Annotated in this window: 14 protein-coding genes and 1 pseudogene; 3 read left to right on the top strand and 12 right to left on the bottom strand. The window is 33.6% G+C overall.

Annotated features, from left to right (window positions below):
* Positions 1-31: 31 nt before the first annotated feature.
* Positions 32-1,753 carry a urocanate hydratase gene (locus tag MHH98_RS09065; protein WP_340712619.1) on the bottom strand — a complete coding sequence of 574 codons (1,722 nt, stop codon included), beginning with the start codon at positions 1,751-1,753 and terminating at the stop codon, positions 32-34.
* Positions 1,754-2,067: 314 nt separating this feature from the next.
* Here MHH98_RS09065 and MHH98_RS09060 point away from each other — a divergent pair, with 314 nt between their 5' ends.
* A complete protein-coding gene (locus MHH98_RS09060) occupies positions 2,068-3,756 on the top strand; it encodes a sigma-54 interaction domain-containing protein (protein ID WP_083669573.1) in 1,689 nt (562 codons plus the stop codon).
* Positions 3,757-4,010: 254 nt separating this feature from the next.
* Here MHH98_RS09060 and MHH98_RS09055 read toward each other — a convergent pair whose 3' ends face one another.
* Both MHH98_RS09055 and MHH98_RS09050 read right to left on the bottom strand, forming a co-directional pair.
* A complete protein-coding gene (locus tag MHH98_RS09055; protein WP_038182820.1) occupies positions 4,011-4,688 on the bottom strand; it encodes a hypothetical protein in 678 nt (225 codons plus the stop codon).
* Positions 4,689-5,897 (bottom strand): pyocin knob domain-containing protein, encoded by a 1,209-nt coding sequence (locus MHH98_RS09050; protein ID WP_340712617.1) that lies wholly within the window; start codon positions 5,895-5,897, stop codon positions 4,689-4,691.
* A 657-nt stretch (positions 5,898-6,554) separates the two neighbouring features.
* Between MHH98_RS09050 and MHH98_RS09045 the strand changes: the two genes are divergently transcribed.
* Positions 6,555-8,030 (top strand): helix-turn-helix domain-containing protein, encoded by a 1,476-nt coding sequence (locus MHH98_RS09045; protein ID WP_340712614.1) that lies wholly within the window; start codon positions 6,555-6,557, stop codon positions 8,028-8,030.
* An 86-nt stretch (positions 8,031-8,116) separates the two neighbouring features.
* On the opposite strand, the gene MHH98_RS09040 is transcribed toward MHH98_RS09045, so the two are convergent.
* The 9 genes and pseudogenes from MHH98_RS09040 to MHH98_RS09005 all read right to left on the bottom strand — a co-directional run bounded on the left by MHH98_RS09040 (position 8,117) and on the right by MHH98_RS09005 (position 15,164).
* Positions 8,117-8,773 (bottom strand): uridine kinase family protein, encoded by a 657-nt coding sequence (locus tag MHH98_RS09040; protein ID WP_340712612.1) that lies wholly within the window; start codon positions 8,771-8,773, stop codon positions 8,117-8,119.
* A 250-nt stretch (positions 8,774-9,023) separates the two neighbouring features.
* A pseudogene (locus MHH98_RS22055) lies at positions 9,024-9,167 on the bottom strand (VOC family protein); the annotation flags it as partial.
* A gap of 57 nt (positions 9,168-9,224) precedes the next feature.
* A complete protein-coding gene (locus tag MHH98_RS09035) occupies positions 9,225-10,010 on the bottom strand; it encodes a GNAT family N-acetyltransferase (protein ID WP_038182827.1) in 786 nt (261 codons plus the stop codon).
* A 324-nt stretch (positions 10,011-10,334) separates the two neighbouring features.
* Positions 10,335-11,279: a hypothetical protein gene (locus MHH98_RS09030; protein WP_445684012.1), complete on the bottom strand. Its 945-nt coding sequence runs from the start codon at positions 11,277-11,279 to the stop codon at positions 10,335-10,337.
* Between the two features lie 254 nt (positions 11,280-11,533).
* Complete coding sequence (locus MHH98_RS09025; RefSeq protein WP_340712610.1) at positions 11,534-12,517, bottom strand: glycerophosphodiester phosphodiesterase family protein; 984 nt, start codon at positions 12,515-12,517, stop codon at positions 11,534-11,536.
* Positions 12,518-12,711: 194 nt separating this feature from the next.
* Positions 12,712-13,131: a hypothetical protein gene (locus MHH98_RS09020; RefSeq protein WP_038182837.1), complete on the bottom strand. Its 420-nt coding sequence runs from the start codon at positions 13,129-13,131 to the stop codon at positions 12,712-12,714.
* Positions 13,132-13,374: 243 nt separating this feature from the next.
* A complete protein-coding gene (locus MHH98_RS09015; RefSeq protein WP_038182840.1) occupies positions 13,375-13,761 on the bottom strand; it encodes a hypothetical protein in 387 nt (128 codons plus the stop codon).
* A 395-nt stretch (positions 13,762-14,156) separates the two neighbouring features.
* Positions 14,157-14,582 carry an HIT family protein gene (locus MHH98_RS09010; RefSeq protein WP_038182842.1) on the bottom strand — a complete coding sequence of 142 codons (426 nt, stop codon included), beginning with the start codon at positions 14,580-14,582 and terminating at the stop codon, positions 14,157-14,159.
* A 66-nt stretch (positions 14,583-14,648) separates the two neighbouring features.
* Positions 14,649-15,164 carry a GNAT family N-acetyltransferase gene (locus MHH98_RS09005; protein WP_038183267.1) on the bottom strand — a complete coding sequence of 172 codons (516 nt, stop codon included), beginning with the start codon at positions 15,162-15,164 and terminating at the stop codon, positions 14,649-14,651.
* Between the two features lie 583 nt (positions 15,165-15,747).
* Between MHH98_RS09005 and MHH98_RS09000 the strand changes: the two genes are divergently transcribed.
* Complete coding sequence (locus MHH98_RS09000; RefSeq protein WP_038182843.1) at positions 15,748-17,136, top strand: alkaline phosphatase; 1,389 nt, start codon at positions 15,748-15,750, stop codon at positions 17,134-17,136.
* Positions 17,137-17,179 lie beyond the last annotated feature (43 nt).

Raw genomic sequence — 17,179 nt, 5'->3', positions numbered from 1 at the left:
TAACATTTTTGATTAGACCCACAAAAATTTATTACTTCAGCACACTAGTTTTTTTTACATCTTTTGGTCCAAATGTAGCTGTTGGCTCCCACCATAATGGAACTTGAATACTTTCATTTGTTAATTTACCTTTCCCATTTGCTACTTCTTTAGCAGTTTCATAACCTGCTTGTGCATGGCGTATTACTCCAATACCCGAATCGACTGTCATAGCAACTTCAAGGCGCATATCCGCTTCTTCAGTACCATCAGCAATCATTGTTACTCCAGTATGAACAGCTTCACCCATAGAATAATTAGCCTGTAGGGCGATTAAGTCACACATTCCAACTGCATTCAATAAGCCATTTAATACTGGCCAGTCCGAAATTAAATCTCCACCATCTTTCATATTTTCAGACTCAAATGTTGGATTTACAATTGATCCAGAGTCTAAATTGTCGCGAGAAAATGCAACTGGTCCGCTCAATTCCCCTTTACGGATCATGTCATTTACTTCTAGTGCAAATTTTTTGCGTTGGCCAAATCCCATATAACAAATACGAGCTGGTAATGCTTCAATTGGAATATGTTCTTTTGCTAACTTAATCCAACGTGTGACTAATAAATCATCACTAAATTTTTCTAAAATCATATCATCAATTTTACGTAAATCTTCAGCTTCACCTGACATACAAATCCATCGGAATGGCCCACGTCCTTCACAGAATAATGGACGGATGTATTCTGCAACAAATCCAGGTAAACGTTTTGCTTCTTTTGCATCCATTCCCGCATCAATACATTCTTTACGAATGCTCGTGCCATATTCAAATGAATTTACGCCCAAATCTAAGAACTTTATAAGTGCATTAAGTTCACGAACCATAGTTTTACGAGCTTCTACTAGGTATTTATCGCGATCTGATTTACGTAATGCCTCAGCCTCTTCTACTGTATAATTCGCAGGTAAATATGCAAATGGATCATGCGCAGGAGTCATAGAAGTAGTAATGTCTGGCAAGAAATTCTTCTCTAAAGATTCTTCAAAAATATCTGCAGCGTTTCCAACTACTGCAATACCTATTGCTTCTCCCTTTTCTGCTTTCTCCTTTGCTAGTGAGACGGCTTTATCGAACGATTCAACAACTACATCTATAAATCCTTTTTCAATACGGCGATTAATAATTTCAATATTTGAATCGCATAAAATCGCGACACCTCCGTGCATCGTCATAGCACGTGTTTGATTTCCGCCCATGCCCCCTGCACCTGCAGTCAGTAAAATTTTCCCTACTAATGAATCGTTGTAGTGTAAACGAGCAATTGCAGAAAGTGTTTCAAATGTGCCTTGAATTACACCTTGTGTTCCGATATATTCCCAAGGTGCTGCAGTGTAATTAGCATACATCGTCAGGTTTTTATCTTGTAAATCATAAAACGTTGGCCAATCAGCTTTCATGATATTTGTAGTTGCCATAACAACAGTTGGAGCATATTTGTGTGTTTTGAAAATAGCAACCGGCATACCTGATTGAACGACTAAAGTTTCATCATCTTCCAAGTTTTTAAGAGAATCAACAATCGCATGGTACGATTCCCAATTTCGAGCTGCTTTCCCAATCCCTCCATAGATTACTAACTCCTCAGGTTTTTCTGCATTTTCCATATTGTTTTCAAGCATTCTTAAAATTACTTCTTGTCTCCACCCTTTACAACGAAGTACATTTCCTCTTTGTGCTTTTACTGAGTATAAAATTTCTGGTGTTTTCATAAATAAATGCCCCCTTTTAGGTTATACAAATAATATAAGCAAAAGGTGTGCCAACTCTTTTTTATAAAACCAAATCACTAATGGTTAAATAATAAGATATGGGACTTTCAACGAATTTAATTATTTTCATAAGAGTTATATTAAATTTTTTCATTACATTTCTCTTTAAAAACTGCAGATAAATTTTGCACAAAAAAACTATAAATCTATAAAATTCTTATTTTTCTGAAATATCAATGTTTTATGTTACAATTCTATGTAGCAGATAAATTTTGCATATATGAGCATAATAGTTTCAAAGGGGGACTTTTTCATTGATCGAAGAATTAAAAAGACTAGTGGATAACCTTTGTACGAATGTCATTGTGATGAACGAACAGTTTGAAATTCTATGGTGGAAAACCCATCCGAATATTTCATTACATTTGCGAAAAAATATTTCTATTTGTGAAGTATTTCAGATAGATAAAAACGAGTTGGAGAATAATACAATCATTTCAATTGATGGACGTCATTATAAAATAAAGTTAGACTCTTACTCATTTGAGTATAATTTTATATTTCTAACATTCGAAGATATTGGTGACCTTTCAAATAATCAAACTAATCGCCTTTTTTGTTTAGAAGAAGTCTTAGAAAACCTTAATGAAGGAGTAATAATTAGTGATCGTGATGGGTGTATCATCTACTACAATAAAGCTCAGGAACAAATGGAACAAATGAAAAAAAATGTAGTTTTAAACAACAAACTTTGGGATGTTTATAAGTACAATAGAAGACAATCTGAACATGCGCATATCTTCAAAACGGGTAAGCCCATTTACGCAAAATACAAAGCTCATTCTAAAACAAATAATGGACCACAATACGTGGGCTATAGTTCTTTTCCAATACAAAAAGACGGACAAACAATTGCAGTATTTTCGATAAGCCATACTGAAACCAGTTTAAAAAACAAACTTCTAGAAACAATTGAATTAAAACGTAGTCTCGTTTCAAAGGATTTTCAGGTGATAGGAAATACAAATGGAACTCTATATACATTTGAAAATATTAAGGGCGAGAGTCATGTTTTAAAGAAGGCAATTGAAGAGGCACAAAACATTTCACTTTACAATACTGATGCTCTAATTGTCGGTGAAACTGGAACAGGAAAAGAGTTATTTGCTCAAAGTATGCACAATTTCAGTCCACGTGCGAACAATCCATTTGTAGCTGTAAACTGTGCGGCAATTCCTGAAAATTTGCTAGAGAGTACTCTATTTGGTTCAGTTAAGGGAGCCTTTACTGGTGCGGTTGAACAAGAAGGATTATTTGAATATGCAAAGAATGGAACTTTGTTTTTAGATGAAATAAATTCATTGCCGATAACTCTTCAACCTAAACTTATGCGCATTTTACAAGAAAGGGCAGTAAGAAGAGTAGGTAGTAATAAATTAATTCCTATTACTTGTAGTGTTATTAGTGCATCTAATGAGGATCCAGAACTGCTTGCTTCTGAAGGTAGAATGCGATTGGATTTGTTCTATCGAATCGCACATTCAAGTATTTATATTCCCCCATTAAGAGAAAGAGCTGAAGATATATTATTTTTCATCAATCACTTCCTATCAACTTATCAAAAAAAGTATTTAAAACAAAACATTGTACTCTCACCTACACTTTTTAAAACTTTACTCTCGTATGACTGGCCAGGAAATACAAGAGAGTTACAGCACTTAATTGAGAATTTAGTAATTCAAGCTAAGTCTAATGAAACTGTTATCGAATCCTTTTTACCTCATTATCTAAGAAAAAAACTCTCAATTACAGATCGTGTCGAAGAAATAGCAAGGCCACTTAAGTCCATCCTAGAATCTAATCAAGCTAATTATATAGAAAACATACTTGTACGCAATAAATGGAATATAACAGTTGCAGCAAAACAATTAAATATTTCAAGACAATCGTTACAATACCACATAAAAAAATTAGGTCTGGTTAAATCTGAAGAAGTATTTTAGAGTATGATGTGAGAAATATAGATACTCGATTGATATATAGATCAAAAAATTAGTTATAGTAACTAAAAAAACAAACCTATCTACCAACTTATATTGGTGATTAGGTTTGTTTTTTATTATATATTTTTCAACTATGTACTAAGATACTTTACACCTACACTACATATTTTCCTATCTGTTATGGATAAGGGACATAACTTCACGTTTATCAACAAAACGAACAAAAAGGGGCACTGTATGTCCCCCTTGTGTTTTTACACTAATTTAATCGTCATACCTGCTTTATAGACTTTAAAGTTTAACGAATCATCCGTGCTTTTGTCACCATTTGCAGCAAATATTTTTAACTCAATCTGATCTGTCGCCAAGATTGAATCCGTGTTTAACCGAATACTTTTCAAATCCTGTTTAACTCCAACGCTTGGAGTGCTAAACATAATAGCCATTCCATTAACTAAATACTTTTTTTGAGTAGCGTTCCATACATTCACTAGTACAAAGTCTGCTTTGGTTAAGGAATATGAAATTTCTATAGACATTGTAAAATCATAATAATGATTTGGAACTAATAGTCCAATCGGTATAACAAGCCCCGTCCCCGCCCAAGGAGTTGAAACATGGAAATAATCTGGTGTATTTTCTATAATAATTGATGCCTTGTCATTTGCCCTTGCTTTTGCCGTGTTAATCGGCTTGATGATGTTCACAACACCCTTAATGGCTTTCAGTCCCTTGTGGGTTTGAATTCTAAGGAAGGAAGAATTTTCAACCCCACCCACCTTCGCATCGACTAGTTCATAGCAAGCTAGACCTTTATGCGTCATCATCTTTAGAGATTTATCCAGGATAGTCGCATCTTTCATTGAGTACAATGGAATTTCAAATGTCCCTTTTGCTGTTTGGATGCGTTGATAGGCAATAGGCGTACCCATCTATAGATCACTCCTAATCCATACCTTACCAATCGCAGGATTCACTGGGTCTGCTGATAATACTTCGATGATTGCAGGACCATTAACACTACCTTTTCCACTCAATTTCCATGGTGTCCAGTCGGTTAAACCGAACTTTGATCTAATATAGAAATTCTCAGTTCCTTGATGTGGAACATAAAATTGCGCTACGTTGTCGCCCGTTGTGAAAACGGTCATAATTCCATATTCATAGGCACCTACTGGCTGATGAAGAGCTGCTGTTAATCCAGATGGCTCAATGATACGATACGTTCCCATTTTTTGAACCGTATTCCAGTCACGCCCCACTAATTCACCTTCTGAGGACAATCCACCTACACCGATTCTGTTAGTGTGCTCACCATTGTTGACATAACGTTCCTCAGGAAAGAACATCATATTTATATTGTTCATAGAGCTGGTAGAGGTAAATTCCGCAATAGGTCCTTGATGTTGAATCATATGTGTATCCCATAGAACGCCCGTGAATGTATTTCCCATACCCGAAATTTTCAGAATTTGCTTCGTAGTTGTGCTTGGTTGAATCTGCAGATTAGTAAAGATGTTACCTGAACATTCAAATGGAACACTAATATTTGATTCAATCACGATCATTTGATTACACTCTGACAATGTGATCTTATCGAATCGGTTTGCATTGATCCACGTTTGGCCCTTAGTTGGTTCCGTTGCGTTTAATCGAATTCCTATGTCAAAATTCCATATCACCAGTCGTTCAATATTTAGAAATTGAATTTGATGTGTGTCTCCACCCGAGAATAAAGATAAACCTATCCCGCTAGTCGTTGACGTCCAGTTCCACATGACTAAATCACGTATAACTGTTTTGACACTAGTACTATCATAACTATATTTTCCGTCTAAATAGACAACTTCCTTCGCGTAATTATTAATTCCTATACTAATCGTACCACCACAAAAAGAAGCTCCTTGTTCCAACTCAAAACCTCTCAAATTTGCATCTAATGAGTAATGAGTTGCACGTTCTCCTCGTAACTCTACACCTTCACGGATTTTAATTGTTGCGTTTAGTTGGTATTTACGTTCTTCTGCAATGACGACTTTTTGCTTATTAGCAAACGCAAAATCTAACGCCGCTTGAATTTTGATGGCATCCGTCGCCCCTGTAAAGTCACTGACAAACACCTGTGTTTTGGATTCACTCATTCGGAACCTCCACTAATTTAAATTTTAAACCCCTTAACGGAACTTCACCTCATAATCAGACTCTCGGTCTTAATTCTCTTTACCTATATCAAAATCAAGTGGTAAAATGTCCCTCATCAAATAAACGAATCTTAGTAATTAGTTCATTTATTTAGGTTTCCTACTTTTAGATTGATTTTTTAGTGGATGGTTTACTTCAACACTTATTGTGTGATCTGTATTTCTAAAACTTATCGACAATGTTTTATGAAATTCCAATTATCACCTCATAATATCCTCAGATTCGTTCAATGACTTCTTCTAAACGTTCAGCCATATGGTGGCTTAGGTCTATGGAAATTTTAAAGTCTTTTCAATCTCACTAATTTCCATATAGCCGTTTCCAGAAATCATTGTTTCAAAACATCATATGCTAATACAGTTTATCCCACGAATTCATTTGCAGTTGTTTAAATAATTGTCTTTAAATCATATAAAACATTTCAATAAACTGTTGGCAATCTAGGTATCATTTAGACAATAGCTTTGAATAGGTAATATAACAAAAAGAGGAATTATTTTAGATTGTATAGAATTATATTAGATTAAACAGGGACTTTTATTAGATTTTATATCAATAACGTATTAATCATAAATAATGGCGTGGTGGTGAGCAGGATGAAACTATTAATCATCGATAGAGATCAGACCGAAAGAACGGGCATTCAATGGTTTATAAAACACTATCAGTTGGATATTACAACTGTTTACGAAGCAGGAACTGCTGAAGATGCTATAAATTATCTTGAAATGGAGAATCCCGAAATTATTTTGCTAGAACTTGAAATATTAATGCAAGATAAAAAAAATGGATTAAAGAGGGCTTTATCGATTCAACCTCATCATTTAATCACAATAACTGCTGAACCCTTATTTAAGAATGCACAAGAAGCTCTTTCTTTACGCGCTTTAACTTTGCTAGTAAAACCAATCGATTTGAATTTGTTAAAACAGTATTTAACACTTGCATCGAGGCAAGTATTGAATACTTTTAACGATACGCTTTCCTATGTACAAGAGAAATCAATGTATCCAGCGTTCTTTATAGATGATTCTCCTACTCCAATAGAAGACAATGTTTTTTGCTTTATGATAGAAACTGAGTTTTCAGAGCAAAATGAGTTACTCTTTCATTGGCTACAATCCCTACCATTTTCACAGCACTTTACCTTTTATCCATTATCCAAAAGAATTATCTGCTTTTCAGATGATAAAAATCTAGAAGAGTTAATTAAAAAGGGAAAATCAATTATGCGAGAGTGGACTAAATCCAATAATGCTTATTTAAATATGGCTATTTATGATTTGCCTAATAAATCCATAAAAACGATGTATAATGCATTAAAACAAGCATTGAGTTTACGTTTTCAAAATGGGTTTTCTCAAATTTTTCATGTTAGTCAAATGCCTGTCTACAAAAAATTCGATCACTTTTTAACAATTGAACAACAGCGCCTTTGGATTAAAAGCTTAGAGCAAAATGATGTCCAAACTATTAAGATATTTTTGTATAACATTTCTAATTTGGAGATTTACTATCAACCAGATGCCATCCGCATTCATCTTACAAGCATATTAGCTCAAGTAAGACGATTTATGCTGAAATACCAAATGGATAAAATGATTGAAGTGGAAAAAAAATACGACTTATTGTTTGATATGATTTTGAATCATCCAGTACTCTACACCATCATCCAAGAATTCGTCCTTTTTTGCCAAGATGTAATGAATCAGGCAGTACACCAAAAAGAACACGGCCAGTTTGATTATGTAAATGGAGCACTAGATTACATTGACCTTTATTACTCCGATAACACGTTGAACCTTAAAATACTCGCCGACTTCTTAGGCATTAGCACAAGTTACTTAAGCATGTTATTTTCAACAACTAAAGGAGTTACTTTTAAACAATACTTAAATGAAAAACGTCTTACCCATGCTATTCAACTGCTTAGAGAAACAAACTTGCCAATTAGTGAGATCGCCACAACTACTGGCTTTAATGATGCAAATTATTTTTCAAAAGTATTTAAATCGAAATTTACGACTAGCCCTATATCATATCGCCAGCAAATGAAATCTGTAGTTGATTGAGTGCTAGTTTTTAATACCTTATTTGAATATGGTTGTACACAAAAAAGAATCCATTTTGGAAAATACCTATTCAAAATGGATTCCCTTCATTTCACTTTAAATTCAAATGTATTTTTTTCTAGACATATTGTTTCATCAGAAGTTTTGATAATAATATCAAAATGCTGACTGTACGGATGCATAAACACTTCGTACTGAATCCGACGTTCATCATGAGACTGCCTTAAATAATTGATATCTGTTCCCCTTTCAACAATATCACGGCTTGATCTTCTCATTAATTCTGTTTCACTATCTGTATAAAAGTAAATTTTTAAATCAAATAAATCTGCATTAATATATGCGACACTCATTCCTTCTACAATCGTTACTTTGTTTTTCGAAGAAATTAACTCACTTTTCATATAGTGTGAATCTATCGTATACAAATCTAAACCATTTCTAACCATCTGAACATCTCGTTCTAAGGAAGACAAATGATGCGCGGATGGATGGCAAGCAGTCATTTTATAACGATGATTTTCATTTTGATATGTATAATCGATAATTGCATGCTTCCGTATGTTCGAACTAACAATATATGGATCAGTATTAATATAATTCACTTCGTCTGAATCTAGTAGCTTTAAAAATCTATTGGCAAATGTTGTTTTTCCAGCAGCACCATGTCCTGAAATACCAATAACAATTTGTTTATCGCTCATTTTGGCCCAATTTATGATTTCTTGTAAAATCTTATCCATTATTCTCCCCCTATTACTAATGAAATAATGCTCCTTCTTTGCATTATACTTGAAATTCAAAAAGATGGTATAAACCCCCATCATATCACTATTTTTATAATGCTTTGATATTTATTAACATTATTCTCTATCTATTTTAGTCTACAATCGTGCCCTTTTTTGAAGGTATGATGAGTACTGTCACTTTTATTGCATAAAAAAAAGAAGCTAATCACAGCTCCTTCTTTTACTTAGTATCCTCCCCTATTGCTTAAGTTGCTGATTTAGTAGTTAAATCAAAATTAACATCTTCTATAAATTCAATAACTTCACCGTTAGGACTGTAAATCAAAGCATTTGTTACTAATAGAGGTGGTTCTCCAAGAGATAGTTGGTTAGGTATAATGGTTTGTGCCAATTTTTTATAGTTTCATTTATTTTTTCTCTTTAATTAGTGTTTTCTGATAAACATTTAGCTATTTTTTATAAATATTGAATATTTATTAGGTTGTCTAAATCCTAATTTTCCAGCTAATTTAATAGATGCATTATTTAATATGTCACAATCCCAGCGAGGCATTATATTATTTTCTAAACAGTGATTTATAAATGCTTTTGCATTAATAGCGGCTAATCCTTGTCCCCTATAATCTTCGTGTGTTTCAATATCCATTTCTGAGAATTGAAGTGAGGAAAAAATCGAAGTACATTCACTAACCACTCTCCCTTTATGTAGAATACAATAACCGAAACCCTTTTCAATAAAGTTTGACACAGAACCCCAATATTCTTTATAGTAATTTCCATTATATTCAGAGCTACTATTAATTAACTCTTCATCTATTCTTTTTATAGAATATTCACTGGCAAGAGGACTTTCATCTTGAAACTGTTTCTTATGGTCATACGTAAAAGTATACCAGCCTCTCTGCTTTAATTTGTCTTTAAAAAGTACGTTAATTACACAATCCCAGTTTTCAGATGCAGAAAATAAAGTAAATCGTAGTCCCTCACTTTTTCTATTACAATACAATTCAAAAAGAAAATCATTAAACTGATGATTATCTTCTTCCCCAGCAATGAAATAAATACCGGATTCTGTTCCAATGAGCAATGTCTCAACATTTTTTGAGTCTACATAAACAATTCCATTAATATAATTATTTAATATTGAATAGACAAAAGTTGGTACAGTTTTCAAATTACTTTCTATTACTTTTATCGCTTTATCAAAATCTTTAACACTTAGTGTTATCATCCTATTTAAACCTTCCCCTCGGTACTTAATGAATAGACTACCAGCTATATCACTTTATTGGCATTCTAGAAAACACTTCGCATATTTACGAAACAATTATTAGTATCCAATTATCAATATCTGTTCTCAAACTCCCCCTCCATTGAAAACATTCAGTCACAAACAAAAGGATTGAATCCTGTGCAATACAGAGTCCAAACCTAAAGTGTCGGCTATGAAGTTTGATACATATCAATGTGCCAATTTCTTATAGATTCTCTTATGTTTTGGTTTTCTTTAGTATAATCAATTCTAAAATAGATAACTTTTAAAAAGTTCAAGATGTTATTTTTGCACTTTTTGCAGCTGATTGGCCTGATAATAATCGGCTAGCTCCAATTCTAATCTGTCATACAAATGTACTTTCAGATAATTAGATACAAATTGTTCTTTCTCTTTTTCAATTGTTGATGAATAAAAGAGTTTTTTTAAGAGCCCAATTTTATTTTGACTTTCAAACTGACTTAATGCTTCAGCTCGTAACTCAGAAACAACCACATTCTCAATGTGGCGTTCTCTCAACTTCACAGCAATATCCTTCACTTTATGAGCCGTAATGTCTTGAATTTGATCTTTTAATATCTCATTGTCCTTTATCAACTTCTCTGTTTGTGCTTTTATCTCTTCCATCTGTTCATTCGAATCATTAGGAAAAGCAACCAATCTTTGCTTGAAGAAATCTTCATTCACTACTATTTGAGTTTCTGATTCATCCTTCTTTTTAAATTCAAATAAGCCAGTTTGAAGCATTTGATTTAGTACATTACTAAGAATATCTACTTTCTCACCTAAATGGTCTGGAACTGTGACTGCTGTTTCTTCAGAAAAATGTGGTCGTGGATTTACACGGCCTACATCATCTATGCCTAAAAGTTCTTTTAAACCTTTCACTCGATACTCATCTTTTAACAACATAATCATTCTCAGCTTTAATATGGCTAAGAATGATAAACGTATTACCGTTGACGTGGAGGGGGTCAATTCTTGGTCGAGAAAAATATATTCCTTAAATGGTTTGATATAGTATCTTAGCTTCGCATCCGATATGCCAAACCACACAGCGACTTCCGTAATTGAATAGAACTTCTTTTCAATTATTTCTGCTAAATAAGAATCGCTGTATAATATCTCTTCCATAGGTGTATCACGTACGACCGTAAATAATGGATCATGAATTAATACTGCTTGTATTCTTTTCTTCATTTCTTCCGTTACTTTCAATTCGCTCACCTCTGTCCTATACAGTCCAAATTGATATTTATCTTCTATAATTAAAAAAAAACTATGCTTTTTTAACACATTTTTTCCACTCTCTAACTCTATTCTATTAATTTCTATTCTTTTCCTTCTAAATTTAAAAAATCACTGACAAAAAACACCATTCGCTAATGAAATGGTGTTCAAAAATAGTAATTCTAAGCTAAAAAACAACCCTGTGTCCTATTTTTCTATGGAACCAGGTTTGTCTTTTTGCTTACTAAGCTTTACTTGTTATATAAAGGTGCAATTTTATCAATACGATTAGTCCAAATACCCCCTGAATAATCTTCAGGAAGACGTTTGATATCTGCTGGCGTATCAAAACCACTTGAAAAGCCGGACCCATTGCCTCCAACAACAATAACCCTCGTATCTGCATTATCCATTCGTTTTAGAAAATGGTTTGGCCATCCCCAAAGCCACGGTGCTACTTTTTCTGGAATATGTAATTGACCGTGCTTAAGATTTGTAGGCAAATAACCTGTCCACCCTATAGCCATATATATTATAAGGTCTTTTTTTAATGTAGCTTTTGACATTGTACGTAAACTTGGTAAACGCTCTCTTAGTGCAGCTATTGGTTGATCGCCGCCATACACAGTTAATTGTTCGAGGCGATTCGCTGGCAGCTTTTCTAGATAATTCGCCATTTGTATTCCTTCATTTTCATCATCACTTTTGATGTGAATCAGGAAAGAAGTCTTTGGAAAGTAATTCAATACTTCATCAAGTGTTGGCATTAGATCTATTCCTTTACCTCGGAAAGGAAATGTTTTTCCTTCATCTGCCGTATAACCGTATCCGATGTCTAATGCCTGTAATTCACTAGTTGTATAATCTCTTGTCACACCTTGTCCATTTGTCCGACAATCTAGTGTCCAATCATGGAAAATCACAAAATTATGATCTTTCGTAGGTTGCACATCAATCTCCACCAAATCTGCTCCAGCTTTAATTGCCGCTTCCATAGAAGGAATCGTATTTTCCAAATAAGGATATTCTGGTTGGTTAATACGCTCTGCTGTACAAGTATCGTTTTCTATGCCTTCCATCGAAAACGTTTGGGCAAGTCCTCTATGCGCGAGAAGTAGTGGAGCTCCCTCTCCCCGTTTTGCAAACAAAGAACTATTGTTTACATATATAAATACAAAAAGGACAAGAAGGAACCAAATTGATTTACGTTTAAATAGCCTCTTAATTTTTTTCATTTGTCTCTCCTTCTGATGATCCATTTGGAAGTTGTTTATACAATATTTATTATTATCCGAAAAAAGTAATACATATTCAATGAATCATATTTAATACTCTAATAATAAAGTAAATTTTCAGGAGAATGGTAGATGTGGTAAATCCAATTAGCAAATGGCTATATATTGTATATTATATCTAAGAAAACCGTACATCACTTTTTCCCTAGTCTAAATCCGGAAACAAATACAACTAACATACAAATAAAAGTAAGAATGATAATTGTTGAACCATCAATCATAGTTAATAGTCCTGCTAATTTACTCGCTAACCATACAAACGGAAGAATATAGTACTGTGGGATGGCAGCGACGTTTCCAAATCTTCCTACTTCATCTGTTAGGACAAATTGCCAGATGAATAATACCAACGAAATCAGCCATACACTATTCCCTAAAATCAATCCTTTCATAGAGCTCTTACTAAATCGCCCGATTATGTAACCAACCCATAACCAATATACTAAAAAAACAATTTGCGCGATCAGAGGATAAAATGGAATCATTGATTGATGAGCTAAGTATCCATAGATGCCTGGAAAAACGATCAAAATTAAGCCTAGTATATATTTCATCCTGTTCATCTCCTTCTAGATTAAGTTTCAAATTCCTTAAACTTGTCTACTACCTCTTTCCATTAATATTCACCAGATTTGTAGATATTACTGATTGATATAGAAAAGCTCAACAACTATGAACTTTTTTATTACTAAAATTAATGATAGATAATAAGCAAACAAAAAAAGAACTGCTGCTTCACATTTGAAGTGGTAGTTCTTTTAAATGAAATATAATTTTTCAAAGCTACTATATTTTTTCTAACCAATAAGTTTCTTCTTATTATAATGATGGCGAATTGAGCATGAGACAGCTACAATGAGGATGAAAAAAACAGCACTCATACTGATAATAAAACGAACAGCATAATTTGCTTCAGAATCCGCTAAATTATCCATGATATTTATATAAATCGGGAAAAATAAAACGCTTCCAAATACAGTTTGATACGGAATGATTCTACTAGTCTCATCGGTGAACACTATTCCATCTAATATAAATAAGATTAAAAATACAATACTTATAATAGCAGCTACCATGACAAATTCACTTTCCATTTTAAAGCTGCCCATATCTATAACATACGCTAAATAAAATAAGACGAATCCTATAAACGCTGAACTCACAATTTGCTTTACGAAATTCATCTTTTCATCCTTTCCAGAAAATTTATTATTATATTACGGCGCCTTCACAAAAATTGAGCATATATCATCTTCTTTGAAACTGTACTTTACCTTTTTCTATTAACTTAAATAACAGTGTAAAAAACGGCAATTGCAGAACTACTCCTTTCACAAATGCCCAATATTACATTCAATACTTGTTTGATATTAGAATTGTGAAAAAATGCTGCTAATCAGAATTTTAGTATGTAGCATTGTTAATTCATACACGCTTTCTACACCGTACACTAGTCTATGCCTGAGTAGCATTTTTGTGCCAAATGAGTCATTTACTTTTTAATCAAGCTTTCAAAATGTTTTTTAAAAAAATAAAGGAACTCCACGTGACCGGAAGTTCCTTTTACATTCACTATTATTTAGTTAATTATTTCATTAACTACATCGATAAGTTTTCTTTTTGTCTCCACTAAATTAATATCTTCTTCTATATAATTATCCTCACCTGAATAGAAAGTGGCGAATGATTGATCTTTGTATCTAGGTACAACATGCATATGATAATGAGTTAATTCATTGAAAATGCCACCGTTTTGGCAAATGGTAATACCATCAGGGTTAAACAGTCTTTTTATTGCTTTAGATAAAAGCATAGATGCCTTCATTATTGCATTAGCAGTATTTTCATCAAGATCTTCAACATCATAAATGTGCTTTTTAGGCAATATTAAAACGTGGCCTTCGTTGTATGGATCATGGTCCAAGAAACAACATACGTAATCATCCTCGAAAACAACATGAACTTGATCATTTTTATTAGCTAGACTACATCCTAAACAGTCCATTTTAAACTTCCTCCATTAGTACATTAAATTTGAGAAGTAATTTACATATAAATTATCTATTATTTTTCATTTTAAATATTCTTCTCTTAACACTGCATAGTAATATTCATCCCACCATGTATCTCCATGAGGTATACATTTTTTGAAGTATCCTTCTCTTCTCATACCTATTTTCTCCATAACTCGATAGGATGGAATATTCTCGGGCTGACAAGTGGCAATTATTCTATGTAACTTTAAATCTATAAATCCATAGTCTACAAATGCTTTGGCCGCTTCAGTAGCAAAACCCTTATTACAATAGTCCGGATTAAACACCCAACCTATTTCATAAGTATGTTCACCAAAGTATTTAAAAAATTCAATATGACCTATCAGGAGATTTTCTTCTTTTAGTATAATTGCGAATTTCTCAGCTTTATCGTGCAAATTATTATTCACTAACTGCTTTGCTTCATCTTCATTTAACACTCCTGATGGCATATACTCCATTACGTTTGGGTTAGATGTATATGCATATAAATTTAACCAATCATCTTCTTTAAAATTTCTGATTAGTAGTCTTTCAGTATTTATCAACACTTCCATTGTCATCATCCTCCAATTCTAAATTGCATCAAATATCTTCCTTCAGACCACACTAACTTCCTTAATTATACAACATAACTCTAATTTGTAATTACCAGTTGTTTAATTCTTTTAAATTGACCGATTGACCGTTCAACAAAATAAGGCAGCCCTGTAATACTTTACATTTTTTCTTCAATTGGTTATTTCCAGAATCCAACCATTAACGCTGTTACAATACAACCAATTAGAAGTGAAACTACATTCCACCATGAGGAGCTTGTGATTCACAGCCAAAGTATAACGCTAATCCGCCAGCTATTGCCGCACCAACTACAAAACTAACATTTAATTTCTTTATTATGCGTTGATTCTCAAAATAAAAACGCTAAAAATAGATGTGGCACTGATATTACAATTGAATTTCTAAAAATAAATAACCCGATTTTGAACATACTATAAAAAAAATTAACAGTTTTGCGATGATAGTTAATCTTTTCTTTACAATGATTTACATATCTCTTACATGGCGATAACACTTCCATAAAACTGTTTCTGTATATTTTAGATATACCAAAGTTTAGGAGGAATTATATTGATGAACAAGAATTTCAAGAAGAAATTACTTGCGTTTGCAGCTGTATCTACTCTGGCGATTAGTAGCCTAGGAGTACCTTTTTCTGAGGCGCAAGCAAAATCAACAGCACCAAAAGAACCCGAAATTAAAAATATTATCTTCCTTATTGGAGATGGCATGGGTGTTTCTTACACTTCAGCCTATCGCTACTTAAAAAGCAGCCCTAACTCAAAATTTGTCAGTCCTACAGTGTTTGATAAATATCTAGTTGGGCAACAAATGACGTATCCAGAAGACACAAAAGAAAACGTAACAGACTCTGCATCTGCTGCAACAGCAATGTCAGCAGGTATTAAAACATATAACAATGCTATAGCAGTAGATAATGATGAATCAGAAGTGAAGACTGTCCTAGAATCTGCAAAAGAAATGGGCAAAGCTACAGGACTTGTAGCAACATCTGAGATTACACATGCAACGCCAGCTGCATTTGGCGCTCACGATCCAAGTCGAAAAAACATGAACGGCATTGCAGATGACTATTACGATGAACTCATTAACGGCAAGCACAAAGTCGATGTTCTGCTTGGTGGCGGTTCATCACTATTTATCCGCGAGGACCGAGACCTTGTGAAAGAATTTAAAAAAGATGGCTTTAACTATGTGACAACAAAAAAAGAGTTACATAAAAATAAAAATAAACAGGTTCTTGGCTTATTCGCAACTGGTGGTATGGATAAAATGATTGACCGCAAAGCTGAGACACCTTCCCTAGCAGATATGACGAACTCTGCCATCTCTAGCTTAAAACAAAATAAAAACGGATTTTTCTTAATGGTTGAAGGTAGCCAAATCGATTGGGCAGGTCATGACAACGACATCGTTGGAGCAATGAGTGAAATGGAAGATTTCGAAAAGGCATTCAAAGCAGCCATCGACTTTGCTAAAAAAGACAAGCATACATTAGTCGTTGCAACAGCTGACCACTCTACTGGCGGTTTCACAATTGGTGCAAATGGCGATTACAACTGGTTTGCCACTCCAATCAAAGCTGCTAAACGCACACCCGATTTCATGGCAAACAAAATTGCGAATGGTGCCGATGTTGAACAAACTTTAAAACAATATATTAATCTTGATTTAACAGCTGAAGAAATTCAATCGGTAAAAGATGCAACAGCTAAAAAAGAAATTGATATCGACAATGCAATCGAGAAAATCTTCGATACGCGTTCAAACACAGGTTGGACAACAGGTGGTCATACTGGAGAAGATGTTCCTGTATACGCTTACGGTCCGTCATCAAGCAAATTTGCTGGCCAAATTGACAACACTGACAACGCTAAAATCATCTTCAAAATTTTAGAGCAAAATAAAAAGAAAAACAAAACAGTCATCAAAGATAAATAACATAATTTTAATAAAGGGCTGACACTCCTACCGTTAGCCCTTT

Origin of the sequence: Viridibacillus sp. FSL H8-0110, assembly GCF_038003565.1 — a bacterium.
Classification (GTDB): Bacteria; Bacillota; Bacilli; order Bacillales_A; family Planococcaceae; genus Viridibacillus; species Viridibacillus arenosi.
The sequence above is the reverse complement of the archived record's forward strand: the minus strand, read 5'-3'. Positions and strand labels throughout refer to the sequence as shown.

Coding starts and splice junctions, on each gene's coding strand:
- MHH98_RS09065 (WP_340712619.1), bottom strand. CDS start 1,753: ATGAAAACACCAGAAATTTTATACTCAGTAAAAGCACAAAGAGGAAAT.
- MHH98_RS09055 (WP_038182820.1), bottom strand. CDS start 4,688: ATGGGTACGCCTATTGCCTATCAACGCATCCAAACAGCAAAAGGGACA.
- MHH98_RS09050 (WP_340712617.1), bottom strand. CDS start 5,897: ATGAGTGAATCCAAAACACAGGTGTTTGTCAGTGACTTTACAGGGGCG.
- MHH98_RS09045 (WP_340712614.1), top strand. CDS start 6,555: ATGAAACTATTAATCATCGATAGAGATCAGACCGAAAGAACGGGCATT.
- MHH98_RS09040 (WP_340712612.1), bottom strand. CDS start 8,773: ATGGATAAGATTTTACAAGAAATCATAAATTGGGCCAAAATGAGCGAT.
- MHH98_RS09035 (WP_038182827.1), bottom strand. CDS start 10,010: ATGATAACACTAAGTGTTAAAGATTTTGATAAAGCGATAAAAGTAATA.
- MHH98_RS09025 (WP_340712610.1), bottom strand. CDS start 12,517: ATGAAAAAAATTAAGAGGCTATTTAAACGTAAATCAATTTGGTTCCTT.
- MHH98_RS09020 (WP_038182837.1), bottom strand. CDS start 13,131: ATGAAATATATACTAGGCTTAATTTTGATCGTTTTTCCAGGCATCTAT.
- MHH98_RS09015 (WP_038182840.1), bottom strand. CDS start 13,761: ATGAATTTCGTAAAGCAAATTGTGAGTTCAGCGTTTATAGGATTCGTC.
- MHH98_RS09010 (WP_038182842.1), bottom strand. CDS start 14,582: ATGGACTGTTTAGGATGTAGTCTAGCTAATAAAAATGATCAAGTTCAT.
- MHH98_RS09000 (WP_038182843.1), top strand. CDS start 15,748: ATGAACAAGAATTTCAAGAAGAAATTACTTGCGTTTGCAGCTGTATCT.